Annotated in this window: 15 protein-coding genes, 1 tRNA gene and 1 pseudogene; 9 read left to right on the top strand and 8 right to left on the bottom strand. The window is 71.9% G+C overall.

Features of this window, described 5'->3' with window-relative positions:
• Positions 1-26 precede the first annotated feature (26 nt).
• Positions 27-569 carry a methylated-DNA--[protein]-cysteine S-methyltransferase gene (locus ACFYY7_RS04410; RefSeq protein WP_388656821.1) on the top strand — a complete coding sequence of 181 codons (543 nt, stop codon included), beginning with the start codon at positions 27-29 and terminating at the stop codon, positions 567-569.
• A gap of 120 nt (positions 570-689) precedes the next feature.
• Complete coding sequence (locus tag ACFYY7_RS04405; RefSeq protein ID WP_388656818.1) at positions 690-2,003, top strand: MFS transporter; 1,314 nt, start codon at positions 690-692, stop codon at positions 2,001-2,003.
• A gap of 63 nt (positions 2,004-2,066) precedes the next feature.
• Here ACFYY7_RS04405 and ACFYY7_RS04400 read toward each other — a convergent pair whose 3' ends face one another.
• Positions 2,067-2,429, bottom strand: coding sequence for a cupin domain-containing protein (locus ACFYY7_RS04400; protein WP_266736531.1), 363 nt, complete (start codon positions 2,427-2,429; stop codon positions 2,067-2,069).
• Positions 2,430-2,604: 175 nt separating this feature from the next.
• Between ACFYY7_RS04400 and ACFYY7_RS04395 the strand changes: the two genes are divergently transcribed.
• Together ACFYY7_RS04395 and ACFYY7_RS04390 are read left to right on the top strand one after the other, a co-directional pair.
• Positions 2,605-3,570: a pseudouridine-5'-phosphate glycosidase gene (locus ACFYY7_RS04395; protein WP_388656815.1), complete on the top strand. Its 966-nt coding sequence runs from the start codon at positions 2,605-2,607 to the stop codon at positions 3,568-3,570.
• Between the two features lie 32 nt (positions 3,571-3,602).
• Positions 3,603-4,553: a carbohydrate kinase family protein gene (locus ACFYY7_RS04390; protein WP_388657124.1), complete on the top strand. Its 951-nt coding sequence runs from the start codon at positions 3,603-3,605 to the stop codon at positions 4,551-4,553.
• 33 nt (positions 4,554-4,586) lie between these two features.
• Here the strand turns inward: ACFYY7_RS04390 and ACFYY7_RS04385 are convergent, their stop codons facing one another.
• Positions 4,587-5,237: a uridine kinase gene (locus tag ACFYY7_RS04385; protein WP_388656812.1), complete on the bottom strand. Its 651-nt coding sequence runs from the start codon at positions 5,235-5,237 to the stop codon at positions 4,587-4,589.
• Positions 5,238-5,265: 28 nt separating this feature from the next.
• Positions 5,266-6,429, bottom strand: a complete 1,164-nt coding sequence (locus ACFYY7_RS04380; protein ID WP_388656809.1) for a nucleotidyltransferase domain-containing protein — start codon at positions 6,427-6,429, stop codon at positions 5,266-5,268.
• Positions 6,430-6,468: 39 nt separating this feature from the next.
• On the opposite strand from ACFYY7_RS04380, the gene ACFYY7_RS04375 reads away from it, so the two are divergent.
• On the top strand, positions 6,469-6,834 hold the full coding sequence (locus ACFYY7_RS04375; RefSeq protein ID WP_388656807.1) for a nuclear transport factor 2 family protein: 366 nt from the start codon (positions 6,469-6,471) through the stop codon (positions 6,832-6,834).
• A gap of 68 nt (positions 6,835-6,902) precedes the next feature.
• Here ACFYY7_RS04375 and ACFYY7_RS04370 read toward each other — a convergent pair whose 3' ends face one another.
• Positions 6,903-7,415: a cupin domain-containing protein gene (locus tag ACFYY7_RS04370; RefSeq protein WP_388656804.1), complete on the bottom strand. Its 513-nt coding sequence runs from the start codon at positions 7,413-7,415 to the stop codon at positions 6,903-6,905.
• A gap of 108 nt (positions 7,416-7,523) precedes the next feature.
• A complete protein-coding gene (locus ACFYY7_RS04365) occupies positions 7,524-8,192 on the bottom strand; it encodes a winged helix-turn-helix transcriptional regulator (protein ID WP_388656801.1) in 669 nt (222 codons plus the stop codon).
• Positions 8,193-8,277: 85 nt separating this feature from the next.
• Between ACFYY7_RS04365 and ACFYY7_RS04360 the strand changes: the two genes are divergently transcribed.
• Together ACFYY7_RS04360 and ACFYY7_RS04355 are read left to right on the top strand one after the other, a co-directional pair.
• A complete protein-coding gene (locus ACFYY7_RS04360) occupies positions 8,278-9,489 on the top strand; it encodes a pyridoxal phosphate-dependent aminotransferase (protein WP_388656798.1) in 1,212 nt (403 codons plus the stop codon).
• A gap of 13 nt (positions 9,490-9,502) precedes the next feature.
• Complete coding sequence (locus ACFYY7_RS04355) at positions 9,503-10,120, top strand: peptidase (RefSeq protein ID WP_388656795.1); 618 nt, start codon at positions 9,503-9,505, stop codon at positions 10,118-10,120.
• A 318-nt stretch (positions 10,121-10,438) separates the two neighbouring features.
• Here ACFYY7_RS04355 and ACFYY7_RS04350 read toward each other — a convergent pair.
• From ACFYY7_RS04350 to ACFYY7_RS04340, 3 genes and pseudogenes are all read right to left on the bottom strand, one after another.
• Positions 10,439-10,524, bottom strand: a tRNA-OTHER gene (locus tag ACFYY7_RS04350).
• A gap of 32 nt (positions 10,525-10,556) precedes the next feature.
• Positions 10,557-11,288, bottom strand: a complete 732-nt coding sequence (locus tag ACFYY7_RS04345; RefSeq protein WP_072483100.1) for a hypothetical protein — start codon at positions 11,286-11,288, stop codon at positions 10,557-10,559.
• Positions 11,289-11,358: 70 nt separating this feature from the next.
• A pseudogene (locus tag ACFYY7_RS04340) lies at positions 11,359-11,635 on the bottom strand (RidA family protein); the annotation flags it as partial.
• Between the two features lie 226 nt (positions 11,636-11,861).
• On the opposite strand from ACFYY7_RS04340, the gene ACFYY7_RS04335 reads away from it, so the two are divergent.
• Both ACFYY7_RS04335 and ACFYY7_RS04330 read left to right on the top strand, forming a co-directional pair.
• Entirely contained in the window at positions 11,862-12,377 is a 516-nt protein-coding gene (locus tag ACFYY7_RS04335; RefSeq protein WP_388656792.1) for a DUF3574 domain-containing protein, read from the top strand.
• A gap of 66 nt (positions 12,378-12,443) precedes the next feature.
• The gene (locus ACFYY7_RS04330; protein WP_388656789.1) at positions 12,444-12,755 is read left to right on the top strand and encodes a hypothetical protein; all 312 of its coding nucleotides are present in this window, start codon (positions 12,444-12,446) and stop codon (positions 12,753-12,755) included.
• The last annotated feature ends 6 nt before the right edge of the window (positions 12,756-12,761 follow it).

The following is a 12,761-nucleotide window of genomic DNA, read 5'->3' as shown; positions in this document are numbered from 1 at the left end:
CAGTGGCCGGCCGTACGGTGGTTCACATGAACAGCAACGGGGTTGCCGAGTGGGCCGTCGTCGGGAGCGACATCGGCCCGCTGCTGCTCGCCGCGACCGGCACGGGGCTGGTGAACGTGGTCTTCCACGCCCGTCCCGAGGTGCGGGAGAAGGCGGTCGGGCAGCTGCGGACGCGACTGGGCGCGGAGCCGGTGGAGAGTCCCGGCTCCGCCCGGCTCGCCGAGCCGATACGTCAGCTCGCGGCGTATTTCGCGGGCTCGGCGCGGGAGTTCTCCCTCGACCTCGACTGGTCGCTGACCTCCGGCTTCAACCGCCAGGTGCTCCGCGAGCTGGCCACGGGTGTGCCGTACGGGACGGTCGTCGGGTACGGGGATCTCGCCGGACGGGTCGGGCAGCCGGGCGCCGCGCAGGCGGTCGGGGCGGCCATGGGGTCCAATCCGCTCCCGGTGGTGGTGCCGTGCCATCGAGTGGTGGAGAGCGACGGCGGACTCGGCGGGTTCGGCGGCGGACTCGAAACCAAGCGGCAGCTGCTGGCTCTGGAGGGCGTGCTGCCCCAGCCGCTGTTCTGATCCGGACGCCGGGGCCCTGAGCCCTCGCCCGGTCCCGTGCGCCCTCGCGCCGGGGCCTTGCTGCCCGTGCCCCGCCCGACCCCTGTTTCGTACCTGTGTACGGGCTGGCACACTGCGTCAGTGACCAACGCCCTCGATGAACCTGACACCCCTGCCGGACCCGGCGGGTTCCCCGCCCCGGTCTCTGCGGCCGAGCTGCCCGGGCTGCGGCGCCGAACGTCCGCGGTGCTCATAGTCAGCCAGATACTCGGCGGCCTCGGCGTGCCCATCGGTATCGCCCTGGCCCCCGTGCTGGCCACGGAGGTGAGCGGCTCCGAGGCACTGTCCGGTCTGGCCCCGACCGCCTCGGTGGCCGGAACCGCTCTGCTCTCGCTGCCGCTGGCCGCACTGATGACCTCGCGCGGCCGGCGCCCCGGTCTCGTGGCGGCGTATCTGATCGGTGTACTCGGCGCGGGGCTCGTGGTCCTGTCCACCCTCGTGGACAGCTTCCCCATGCTGCTGCTCGGCATGGCCGGGTTCGGTGCGGGTTCCTCGGCCAATCTGCAGGCCCGGTTCGCCGCCGCGGACCTGGCCGAGCCCGACCGGCGCGGCCGGGCGATCTCCACCGTCATCTGGGCCACCACGATCGGTTCCGTGCTCGGGCCGAACATCGCCGCCCCGGTGGGCCGTCTCTTCCGGGGCTCCGCGATATCCGAGCAGGCTGGCCCGTTCGTCTTCGCGGGCGGGATCTTCCTGCTGGCCGCCGTGGTGGTCGGGGTGCTGCTGCGGCCGGACCCGCTGCTCACGGCGCGGGCGCTGGCACCGCAGGGCGACGGGTCCTCGGCCGGCCGTTCACTGCGCGCCGGGATCGCGGCGGTCCGGGCCTCGCCGATGGCACGGCTGGCGCTGGTGACGGTGGCCGTCTCGCACACGGCGATGGTCTCGATCATGGTGATGACCCCGGTCGACCTGGGCCACCACGGCGCCGGGCTCCAGCTGATCGGTCTGGTCATCAGCGGCCACATCGCGGGGATGTACGCGTTCTCCCCGGTGATGGGCTGGCTCTCGGACCGTTTCGGCCGGCTCGCCGTGATCGGTCTGGCGGTCGGGCTGCTCTCCTGTGCCGCGTTGCTGGCCGGAACCGCGGGCCCCAACCACGGGCAGACCGCGGCCGGTCTCTTCATGCTCGGTCTCGGCTGGTCGGCGGGGCTGGTCGCCGGTTCGGCGCTGCTCACCGACTCCGTGCCGCAGCCCGCCCGCGCCGCCGTGCAGGGTCTTTCGGATCTGACCATGAACACGGCGGCGGGCATCGGCGGAGCGGTTGCCGGGGTCATCGTCGCCCGGGCGAGCTACGGCTGGCTGAACGTGGTCGGAGCATGTCTGCTGCTGCCGATGGCCGCGCTGGCACTGCGCCGGGCGCTCGCCCGGTCCGGCGCTTCCGGCACGGCTTCCTGAGGAAAGCTCCGACGGGTTCCCGCGGGAGCTCCGAAGCGTTCCTGAGAAAGCTTCGCAGGGGTTTCAGAGGCTGATGTGGTACGCCTTGCGCAGCGTCTCGTGCACCGTCCATGTCGTACGGTCGCCCTCGCGCAGCACACAGGCGTCCCCTGGCCCGATCTCCAGCGTCTCGCCGCCCTCGACCACCACGGTCGCGCGCCCGCTGACGACCACGAAGAGTTCGTTGGCCTCGGTGTCGGTGACCACGCCGGGCGTGATCTGCCAGATGCCGCGCACCTGCTTGCCGTCGGGCGACTCCCAGAGCACCTTGCCGGTCACCACGGGCTCACCCGAGACGATCTGCGCTGGATCCAGCGGTTCCGGTTCGAGTTCGGCGTCCGGAATGTGCACGGCGAACGAGGCAGGGGCTTGATCAAATGTGGTCATGGCCGGTCACCTTAGCGACCGCCGGGAGGCGACTCGACAGCAGGATGCACCGGACCGGCAGGCGGACCCACGGGCGGAACGGCAGGCTGAAACCAGCCGGTCCGGCCCGTGCCGCACGGGTCCGCCGCCCCGGCCGCACGTTTGAGGCGGCCGCGCCCGCGACAGGGATGTGGACATGTCATCTAACACGTCGCACCGCGCACACCCCTGCGCCCCCGTCCTCTCCGACGAGGTACGGGCGGCCCTCGCCGCGCACCACCCCGTCGTGGCCCTGGAGTCGACGATCATCGCCCACGGTCTGCCGCGCCCCCGCAATCTGCGGGTCGCCGAGGAGCTCGAAGGGCTCGTACGGTCCGCCGGCGCGGTACCCGCGACGATCGCCGTACTCGACGGAAGGGCCCGCATCGGCCTGGACAAGGCCCAGCTGGACCGGGTCGCCGCGGACCCCGCGATGCGGAAGCTGGGGCACCGGGACCTCGCACCGGCCCTGGCGACGGGCGCGAGCGGGGCGACGACCGTGTCCGCGACGGCGTTCCTGGCCGCCCACGCCGGCCTGCGCGTCTTCGCGACCGGCGGCCTCGGCGGCGTGCACCGGGAATGGACGCGGACCCAGGACGAGTCCGCCGATCTCCGGCTCCTGGCGCGGACCGGCATCACCGTGGTGTGCGCGGGGGTGAAGTCGATCCTGGACGTCCCGGCGACGCTGCAACGCCTGGAGACGCTCGGCGTCACGGTGCTCGGTTACGGCACCGACCGCTTCCCCGGCTTCTATCTGACCAGTTCGGGCGAGCCGGTCGACTGGACGGTGCGCACGCCCGAGGAGGTCGCGGATGTGATGCGGGCACAGGACGTGCTCGGCGGCCCCGGGGCCGCGCTCGTCGTCGCCAACCCCGTGTCCGAGGCGGACCAGTTGGATCCCGCGCTCCACGACCGTGTGCTGACCGAGGCCCTGGCGGAGTGCCGGGAGCGGGGCATCGCGGGCCAGGCCGTCACGCCGTTCCTGCTGGACCGGCTGATGCGGGGAACCGGCGGCGCCTCGCTGGAGGCCAATCTCGCGGCCGTACGCGGAAACGTGTCGCTCGCCGCGCGGATCGCCGAAGCCTGGGCCGCCACGCCCCAGGCTTCGGCGACCGGACGATGACCGAAGGCCGGACGATGACCGAAGGCCGGACGATGACCGAGGGCCGGACGGCAACCGACGGCCGGGCGACGACCGACAGCCGGGCAACGTCCGGCGGCGGCCTGCTCGTCATCGGGGACGTGGTCACGGATGTGGTGGCCCGGCACGGAACGGCGCTGGTCCACGGCACGGACACCCCGGCCCGGATCCGCACCCTCCCCGGCGGCGCGGGGGCCAACGTCGCCTGCTGGGCGGCCCGTTCCGGGTGTGCCGACGTGCGGCTGCTGGCCCGGGTCGGCGCCGACAGCGCGGACTGGCACCGGGACGCACTGCGGCGGGCGGGGGTGCGCTGCCTGCTGGCCGTGGACGAGGACGCGCCGACCGCCACCGTCGTCGCGCTCGTCGATTCCACCGCCGAGCGCACCTTCCTCACCGACAGCGGCGCCGTGCTCCGCCTCTCCCCCGACGACTGGTCACCGTCGATGCTGGACGGCATCGCCCATCTCCATCTCTCCGGCTACCTCCTCTTCGCCGCGACGAGCCGCGCGACGGCCCTGCTCGCCCTGCGGGAAGCACGGCGGCGGCGGATCCCGGTGAGCGTGGATCCGGCCTCGGCCGGTTTCCTCGCCGAGCTGGGCGCCGACCGGTTCCTGACGGCCGTGGAGGGCACCGATCTGCTGCTGCCCAACGCGGACGAGGCCCGGCTGCTCACCGGGCTGCCCGAACCGGCCGATGCCGCGGCCAAGTTGAGCCTCCAGGTGGGCCGGGTGGTCGTCACGCTGGGAGAGCGCGGAGCGCTGCTCGCCGCCGCCGGTGCGGTGACCGGGCGCGTCCCGGCGGTCCGGGTGCGTGGTGCGGTGGACTCGACGGGGGCGGGCGACGCGTTCACCGGCGGCTTCCTCGCGGCGCGACTGGCGGGGGCGGACGACGCCTCGGCCGCGGCGGCGGGATGCCGGGCGGGCGCGGAGGCGGTCACCACCGTGGGCGGCCGTCCGGGACCGTGAACAGGGCCCCTGGGCCACCGCCCGCACCGTGGATCAGGCCGCCGATCCGCGCCATCCGGTCCAGGCCGGGTGGAGCGGGTCGTCGGCGCGCACGACCGCGTCCGCGCGGTCGCCCGGCGCCGCCTCGTCCTCGTACCGCGCGAAAGCGGGCAGCGTCCAGCGCTCCGCCGTCTCGGTACGCCGCCGGAGCGCGCCCGGCGACAGCCGCAGATGGACGCTCAGGTCGAACGGGAACCAGTGCCCCAGCAGCAACGGCCCGTGGACCACCAGCACCCCGCCCCCGGGCAGCGGCCGGTACGGGCTCCGCGTGGCGCGGTCGGTCACCGGATCCCAGAGATCGGGCAGCACCCGCCCGCTCCCGCCGGCCTCCAGCGGCCCGAAGACCTCGCGCCACAGCGCGCCCGTGTCGAACCAGCTGTCGTAGTACGAGTCGGGGTCCTCCTTGCCGTACTCGTACCGGAGGCTCGCCGGCCGCAGGAACCCCTCGGTGGACACGACCAGCACTGCCCGGCCCCGGACCCGCAACGCCTGTGCCACGCGCTCGGCGAGCTCCCCGGTACGGGCCGCCGGAGCACCGTCGACGGCGACCTTCAGCCAGGGGCCGCCGTCGGCGGGCTCCCGGGTGTCGGTGTGTACGGCGAAGGCTTCGGCCAGCCGCTCCCAGGTGATCGCTTCGAATCGCACCCGCCCATCATCGCCCCGGGGCCGGTGCTCAGTGCCGGGCGTCCCACCAGCGAGGGGCGTCCTCGTCGGGTTCGTCGGGGCTCGCGAAGCGGAACGGGACACCGAGCCGCTCCGCCAGTTCCCGGCCCGTCCGCGCCGCCTCGTCGGTCCCCGCCGCGCCGATCCGGAAGCCGGCCAGTACAGCGCTCTCCCACGGCTCGGCCAGGACGGCGGTCAGCACCACGATCCAGCCCCGGGTGTCGCCGTCCCAGACCGCCTCGACGGCCACGGGATCGCGGGGCAGGGCGCCGGCGGCCTCGGCCAGGGTGTCCACGTCCCGGAGGGCCGGGGGCGGCAGGCGGTCGGCGAGTTCGCGGTGGCGCCCGTCGAGCACCTCCACGCATTCGTACAGCTCGGGACGGGGGTCGATGCCGCTCTCCCGCATCGCCTGGACGGCCTGGATGTTCCGGCCCGCCAGGACCAGTTCGTCGACCCGCTCGCGTACCCCGGCGGGGAGCGTCCGCCAGAGGAGCTGTGCCCGGTGGCTGTCGGTGAGGCGCAGTACGCGGTCGGCGAGCGGGCGCAGGTCCGGTTCGCGGCCGGCCACGGTTTCGGCGAGCCTGCGGATGTCGGCGAACCACCGTCCGGATACGCCGTCCGGCGCGTCGATGCGCCGGAAGCCGCGCTCCAGCAGCCCCTGGGCGTTCTGCGGCTGCCCGCGCAGTACGGCCTTCGTCGCGGCGACCGCGTTGGCCAGCGCGCTCGCCGGGTCCGACCAGTCGTCACCGTACGACGCGGGACGGCTCTCGCCCGGTGCGGCCGGTGACGCCCCGACCTCCAGGTCCACGCGCCAGAAGAGCGGAAGCCCGCGGAAGGCGGCGAAGAGCAGACGCCGCTCGCGGGAGTTCCGCACATCGGGGTCCGTACGCAGGGAGTCCAGGGGCGCGACCGATTCGAGTACGTCGCGGACAGCGGCGAGGCAGGGGGCGAACCGGTCGCCGGGCACGGTCCAGACGATGTCGATGTCGCTGTACGCGTCCGCCGTTCCGCGGGCGAGCGAGCCCCGCAGCTCCGCCCGCGAACCGGGACAGTGCGCGGTGAGCGCCCGCAGCAGCTCCTGTGCGAACGCGGCACGCCGCGCCGGGTCGAGTCCGCCCTCGCCCGCCCCGTCCCGCGGGTTCTCCCCGTTCATGGCCGTTCCCTCCCCGTTCATTGCCGTTGTCTCCTCTTCTTGGCCGCCTACGATCTCCCCATGGACCTCGAATTCGCCCGCACGTTCGCCGCCGAGTGGCTGGAAGGCTGGAACTCCCATGATCTCGACCGCATTCTGACGCACTATCACGACGACGTGACGTTCAGTTCGCCGGTGATCGCGCAGATGACCGGCGACGCCTCGGGCACGGTGCACGGCAAGGAGGCCCTGCGCGCCTACTGGGCGACGGGCCTGGAGCGCATCCCCGAGCTGAAGTTCGAGCTGGTGGACGTCCGGGCGAGCGTCCATGCCCTGGTGATCGACTACCGCAACCAGATCGGCGGCCGGGTCAGCGAGGTGCTGACCTTCCGCGACGGCCTGGTGATCTCCGGTTTCGGGGCGTACGGCGAGACGCTCGCCAACTGACGACCGACAGCGGCGGCAGGCCCTGCATTCGCCGGTGGCCACCGCTTCGGGTGGACGAGCGGCGCGCGCTACTTCTTCGCGCCGCAGTCCACCGCCTCGGCGTCGTCGGAGAGTTCGCTGCCCTCGGGCAGCAGGTACGTCACCAGGAGCACGACTGGTTCGGTCCCCAGGTTGCGTCCGATGTGCCGGTGGTCGGTCCCGGACTGCTCGATGAGCGTCGAGCCCGCGGGCGTCACCTCGACCGAGCAGTCGCCGAAAGTGCGCGTCAGCGTCCCGGACTTGACGACGGCGACCAGCTGACCGCGGTGGGTGTGCCAGCCGGTGGAGCCGCCCGGCTCGATCGTGATGGTCCGGAAGGTCACATCGGTGCGGCCGTTCGGCGTCCGCACGTTCAGCTTCCCCGTCGATGTGCCCTTCGCGAGCACGGTGCCGCTCACCCCGCTGCCCGGCGTGGCCACGGCCGCCGACGGCACGAGGCCGAGCGCGGCCACGCAGCCCGCCAGGACCAGGGCCTTGCCGGACAGTCCCCGGCCCGCCCACCGCTTCTTCTCGCCCCTTCGCCGTGCATCACCGCTGTGCACACCCGACTCCTCTGCCTCTGCCTCGGCGTCCGGTGATCGCCCCGGACCGGCCAGCACCCATGATCCATGCGGGAGTCGGAACAGGGAACCACGCGCCATGGCGCCCCGTCAGTCGCCGCGCAGCGCAGCGGCGAGCGGTCCGTCGCCCGACACCTCGACGCGTCCGTCCCCGACGGCCTCGGCGAGGGTCAGCCCGCCCTGCGCCAGCTCCAGGCAGACCTCGACGTCGAGTGCGATGCGGGCGTCGGCACGGTCGGCGGGGCCGTCCCCGTACACCGCCGCTCCGTCCCCCGTACCGCCGGCGCGCACATGGAACTCGCCCTCGTCCAGGTGCACTTCGACGACCCCCTCGTAGGCCGGCCCGTCCAGCGCACGCAGCAGCGGAAGAGCGAACCAGTGGGCCCGCACCGCATCGGTCGTCCGCCGTTCGGCCAGCGCGGGCGCGCCCCACTCGGCGAGCGCGGCGAGCACCGGCATCAGGCCGTGGCCGCGCTCGGTCAGCTCGTAGACCGAGGCGGCGGCGGGCGGCGGGAGCCGGCGGCGGGTGGCGAGGCCGTTCTGCTCCATGTCCCTGAGCCGGGAGGCGAGCACGTCCGTGCTGACGCCCGGAAGGTCGGCGTGGAGGTCGGTGTAGCGGCGGGGGCCCGCCAGCAGTTCACGGACGATCAGCAGCGTCCACCGGTCGCCCACGGAGTCGAGGGCGCGCGCGGTGGCGCAGAACTGGTCGTAACTCCGGCGGCGGACCGGGCGCGTTGTGGGCTGTTGCTGACGTGGCATGCGACGCAGTCTAGACATGTTGTTGGACTTTCCAAGCCCGAGCTTGGTAAAACCAAGTATCGCAATCGGGTCGGGGAGGCACCGCATGGAATTCCGGCAGTCCAGCAAGCTCAACGAGGTCTGTTACGAGATCCGGGGCCCGGTCATCGAGCACGCCAACGCCCTGGAGGAGGCGGGCCACAGCGTGCTCCGGCTCAACACGGGCAACCCCGCGCTCTTCGGTTTCGAGGCGCCGGAGGAGGTCGTCCAGGACATGATCCGGATGCTTCCGCAGGCCCATGGCTACACGGATTCGCGCGGCATCCTGTCCGCCCGCCGGGCGGTGGCGCAGCGCTACCAGGCGATGGGGCTGGTGGACGTCGGGGTCGACGACATCTTCCTCGGCAACGGCGTCTCCGAGCTGATCTCGATGGCCGTCCAGGCGCTGCTGGAGGACGGCGACGAGGTGCTCGTCCCCTCCCCCGACTACCCGTTGTGGACCGCGGTGGTGACCCTCGCGGGCGGCAGGTCCGTGCACTACACCTGCGACGAGGCGTCGGACTGGAACCCCGACCTCGCCGACATGGCCTCGAAGATCACCGACCGCACCAAGGCCGTCGTGATCATCAACCCGAACAATCCGACCGGTGCCGTCTACCCGCGCGAGATCCTCGAAGGCATCCTCGATCTGGCGCGCAGGCACGGCCTGATGGTGTTCGCCGACGAGATCTACGACCAGATCCTGTACGACGACGCCGAGCACCACAGCGTGGCGGCCCTCGCCCCGGACCTGGTCTGCCTCACCTTCAGCGGCCTGTCGAAGACGTACCGCGTGGCGGGATTCCGCTCCGGCTGGATGGTGGTCTCCGGCCCGCAGCAGCACGCCCGCAGCTATCTGGAGGGGCTGACCACGCTCGCCTCCATGCGTCTGTGCCCCAACGCGCCCGCGCAGTACGCCATTCAGGCCGCGCTCGGCGGCCGGCAGTCGATCCGGGAGCTGGTCGCGCCGGGCGGCAGGCTGTACGAGCAGCGCAACCGGGCCTGGGAGAAGCTGAACGAGATCCCGGGGGTGTCGTGCGTGAAGCCGAAGGGCGCGCTGTACGCGTTCCCGCGCCTCGACCCGAAGGTGCACCGCATCGTCGACGACGAGAAGTTCGTGCTGGATCTGTTGCTGCGGGAGAAGATCCAGGTCGTGCAGGGAACCGGCTTCAACTGGCCGCGGCCCGACCACTTCCGGATCCTCACGCTCCCGTACGCTGACGATCTCGACGCGGCGATCAGCCGCATCGGCCGCTTCCTGACCGGATACCGCCAGTGATCGGACGCCCTCGGTGACCTGTTCCACCTGCCGCTTTCCCGTCCACACCCAGTTCGCCTCGTTCGGGCTGGTCGGCCCGATCGTGGAGGACGGGCTCGATCCGGCCACCGACCCGGCCTGGGCGGATTCGGGCGCGGCGTCACCGGCCGATTACGCGCGCTGGTCAGGCCATCTGTGCGGTATGACCTGCCTGCGCATGGCACTCGGCGCCGGAGCCCCGTCCTTGTTCGCGCTGCGCGACGGGGCGCTCGGATACGGCGCGTACACCGAGGACGCACAGGGGGAGATCCGGGGGCTGATCTACGCCCCCTTCGCCGAGTACGCACGCGAGGTGCACGGCGTGGACGCCACGGTGCACCGCCATCTCTCGCCGAAGGAGATCCTCGGCCTGCTGGACGGCGGCCGTACGGTCATGGCCTCGGTGCACTACGGCATCCGGTACCCGGAGCGGCCCGCTCCGGGGCGGGGCGGGCATCTGGTGCTGCTGACGTCCCGTACGGCCGACGGCGGGGGCGTCCACTTCCACAACCCGTCGGGAACGACGGCTCGGACCCGGACCGCGGAGCTCGCGCTGCCCGACTTCGAGCGCTTCTTCGCCGGGCGCGGGGTGTCGCTGCCCGCGAGCGCGTGAGCGGCGCGCCGTCCGGAGACAGGAGCGGGCCCGGGGGCGTAGCCGGCCCCCGAGCCCTGGTGTGCCACCCGTTCGGCACGCCGACACTTTTAAGGACCCGTGTCAGGTTTATGTCGCCGCGTCCTGCCTTTAGACGACCGCAGATCGAAGCTCTGCGAGCCGGAGTCGAACCGGCATCTCGACGCCCATGGGCACGGGCCCGTTTGATTCGGCGATGGGTGGCGAATGCTGAGTCTGGAGCAAGAGTCTGAGATTGATCGCGGTCTGCCTCTACCATTTGGGCCACCCCGGCCCGTTCGTGCGCCGGGGCACACGGAGTGCCGGGGGGAGGACTCGAACCTCCACTTGAACCGCGTCGTCACGACAAGCTTCAGTTTCAGCTTGCGCTCCTGGCGCACCCCGGCCGAAATGAGTCGGCCGGGGAATCAATGGTCGGTCACCCGAAGAGGTAACCGAATACCGCATCACCCACCCGCTGGTCGGTGACGTCCGCGCCGTTGGCTTCCTCGCGGGCGTACTTCACTGCCTGCTGGAGCTTCTCCACCCGGTCCAGCAGCTCGTTGACGCGCCGCGCGGGAAGGGCGCCGGAGAACTTCACCGTCGTCCAGTACCCGATCGGGACATCCTCGTAGTACACCTCGACCTGCGCCGGGTGCTTGTCGGTGGCCTCCGCCTTCACGTGGTTGCGGGGCACCTTCTTGGTACGGAGGGTCCGTACCGGCTCGGTCTTCCAGGAGTCCGTCGACGGGTCCTGGGTCCAGGCCTCCGCGGCGTCGAGCACCGGCAGCTTGCGGACAAAGGTGTTGAGGTCCGTCAACTGCTTCTCCAGGAAGAGCAGATACGAGACCGGCACGTCGCTCACGAGCACCCGCCCGTCGACCTTCACGTCCGCGCGGGCCGTGCAGTTGGCCCAGTCCTTCGTGGCGGTCACATCGAAGAGCCGGGTCAGGGTCGCCGCGGTCTCCCGCAGCACGTCCTCGGCCTTGATCTGCACCAGCGTCGACTCGGGCGGCAGCTGCTCGCCCTCCTCGTCCTTCGGCTGGTACGTCCGGGAGATCCCGGCCAGCAGGCCGGTCTTCTGGAGGCCGTGATGGGCCGCCGTCAGGTCCTGGTGAGCCTTGGACTTGACGCCCTTCTCCACTGCGATGATCTGATTGAGTTTCGCCACGTCGGGGACGCTAGCAGCGCCGACCAACCCGGGCCAAACATTTTTCATATGGCCCGCTCTTCGGACTGATTCAGGCGGGAAGCGCCACGGTGAGGTCGACCTCGACGAGCTGTCCGGAGTAGCCGAGCCCCGCGACGCCGAGGAGTGTGCTCGCGGTGCTGAACGCGGGCCCGATGACGGGCCGGTGAGCCGGCGCCAGGTGGCCCCCAGGACCGCGGCATAGTCGCTGACCACATAGAGATCACCGACCGGACGACCTGCGCCGGTCCGGCCCCCACGGCGTGGAGTGCGACGAGTGCGTTGCCCGCGACCTGGCCGATCTGGGCATCGAGGTCGCCCGGACCGACCCGTACGGGTGGTTTCCGCCGGGCGCCCATGTCCTTGCCACTGTCCGGCGGGAACCGCTTGTCACAGTGAGGCCCGCGTGTCCGCGCCGCGCGGCCCGCGGGCTCTTCCCCGGCATCGCCCATACGGACACCACGCGTGTGCGGACACCACTCGCATACGGACGCCATCCGTATCCGGACACCACCCGTCACCGCCTCCACCAGGCGCCGAACGAAGGGCCCCGCCTTGTCCCGTATCCCCCGCTTCACCGTTGCCCAGGGCCGCACCGGCCCGAAGAAGCGCGCCGCGCTGACCACGGCGGCCGTCACCCTGGCCGTACTGGCCGTGGGCACGCCCGTCGCGTCCGCCACGCTCGACGACGAAGCCCCCGCGGCCTCGCGTTCCGAGGCGTCGGCTCTTGCCGCGCACGGCAGTGCGTACATCGAAACCCGGCTCTTCTTCGGAACCGAACGCCCCGACGGCGGCCCTGATGTGACGGACCGCCAGTTCCTGGCATTCATCGACGCGGAGGTCACGCCGCGCTTCCCGAACGGGCTGACCATCCAGGACGGCCGGGGGCAGTGGCGGGACTCCAACGGGGTCATCGAACGGGAGCGCAGCTACGAACTGACCCTGCTCTACCCCGCGGCCGAGGCCCGCGTGCGCGATGCCCAGATCGAGCGGATCCGTGACGCCTACGAGAAGGCGTACGCCCAGGACTCGGTGGCCCGGCTCGAGGAGCGCACGAGCGCCGACTTCTGAACCCGGGCGTCACCCGGTCGGGGTACTGTGCCCCGGCCGGGTACGCGCCGAACGGGGGAGATCCACATGGGCACGCCAGTACGCCACTTCACGGCCACGACACCGGACGGTCAGGTGTTCACGGTCAACATCGAGCGGGACTTCCGGTACGACCCGTACCGCGACTTCCTTGTCTGCACCCACTGCGACTGGTCGCCGTCGCTGCTGACCATGAAGAAGATCGTCGACATGGCCGGGGAGCATCTGGCATCGGTGCACGGTGCCGACCAGGGCCTGTCCCAGCAGGACAACGAGGGGTTCCGCAAAGCACGGCTGATCATGCTGCCGATCATTGCCGTGCTGCTGATCGCTCTCTTCGTCTATCTGCAGAACTCCTGAGAGCGG

It is taken from the genome of Streptomyces sp. NPDC001933, assembly GCF_042890955.1.
Taxonomy (GTDB): Bacteria; Actinomycetota; Actinomycetes; order Streptomycetales; family Streptomycetaceae; genus Streptomyces.
The sequence above is the reverse complement of the archived record's forward strand: the minus strand, read 5'-3'. Positions and strand labels throughout refer to the sequence as shown.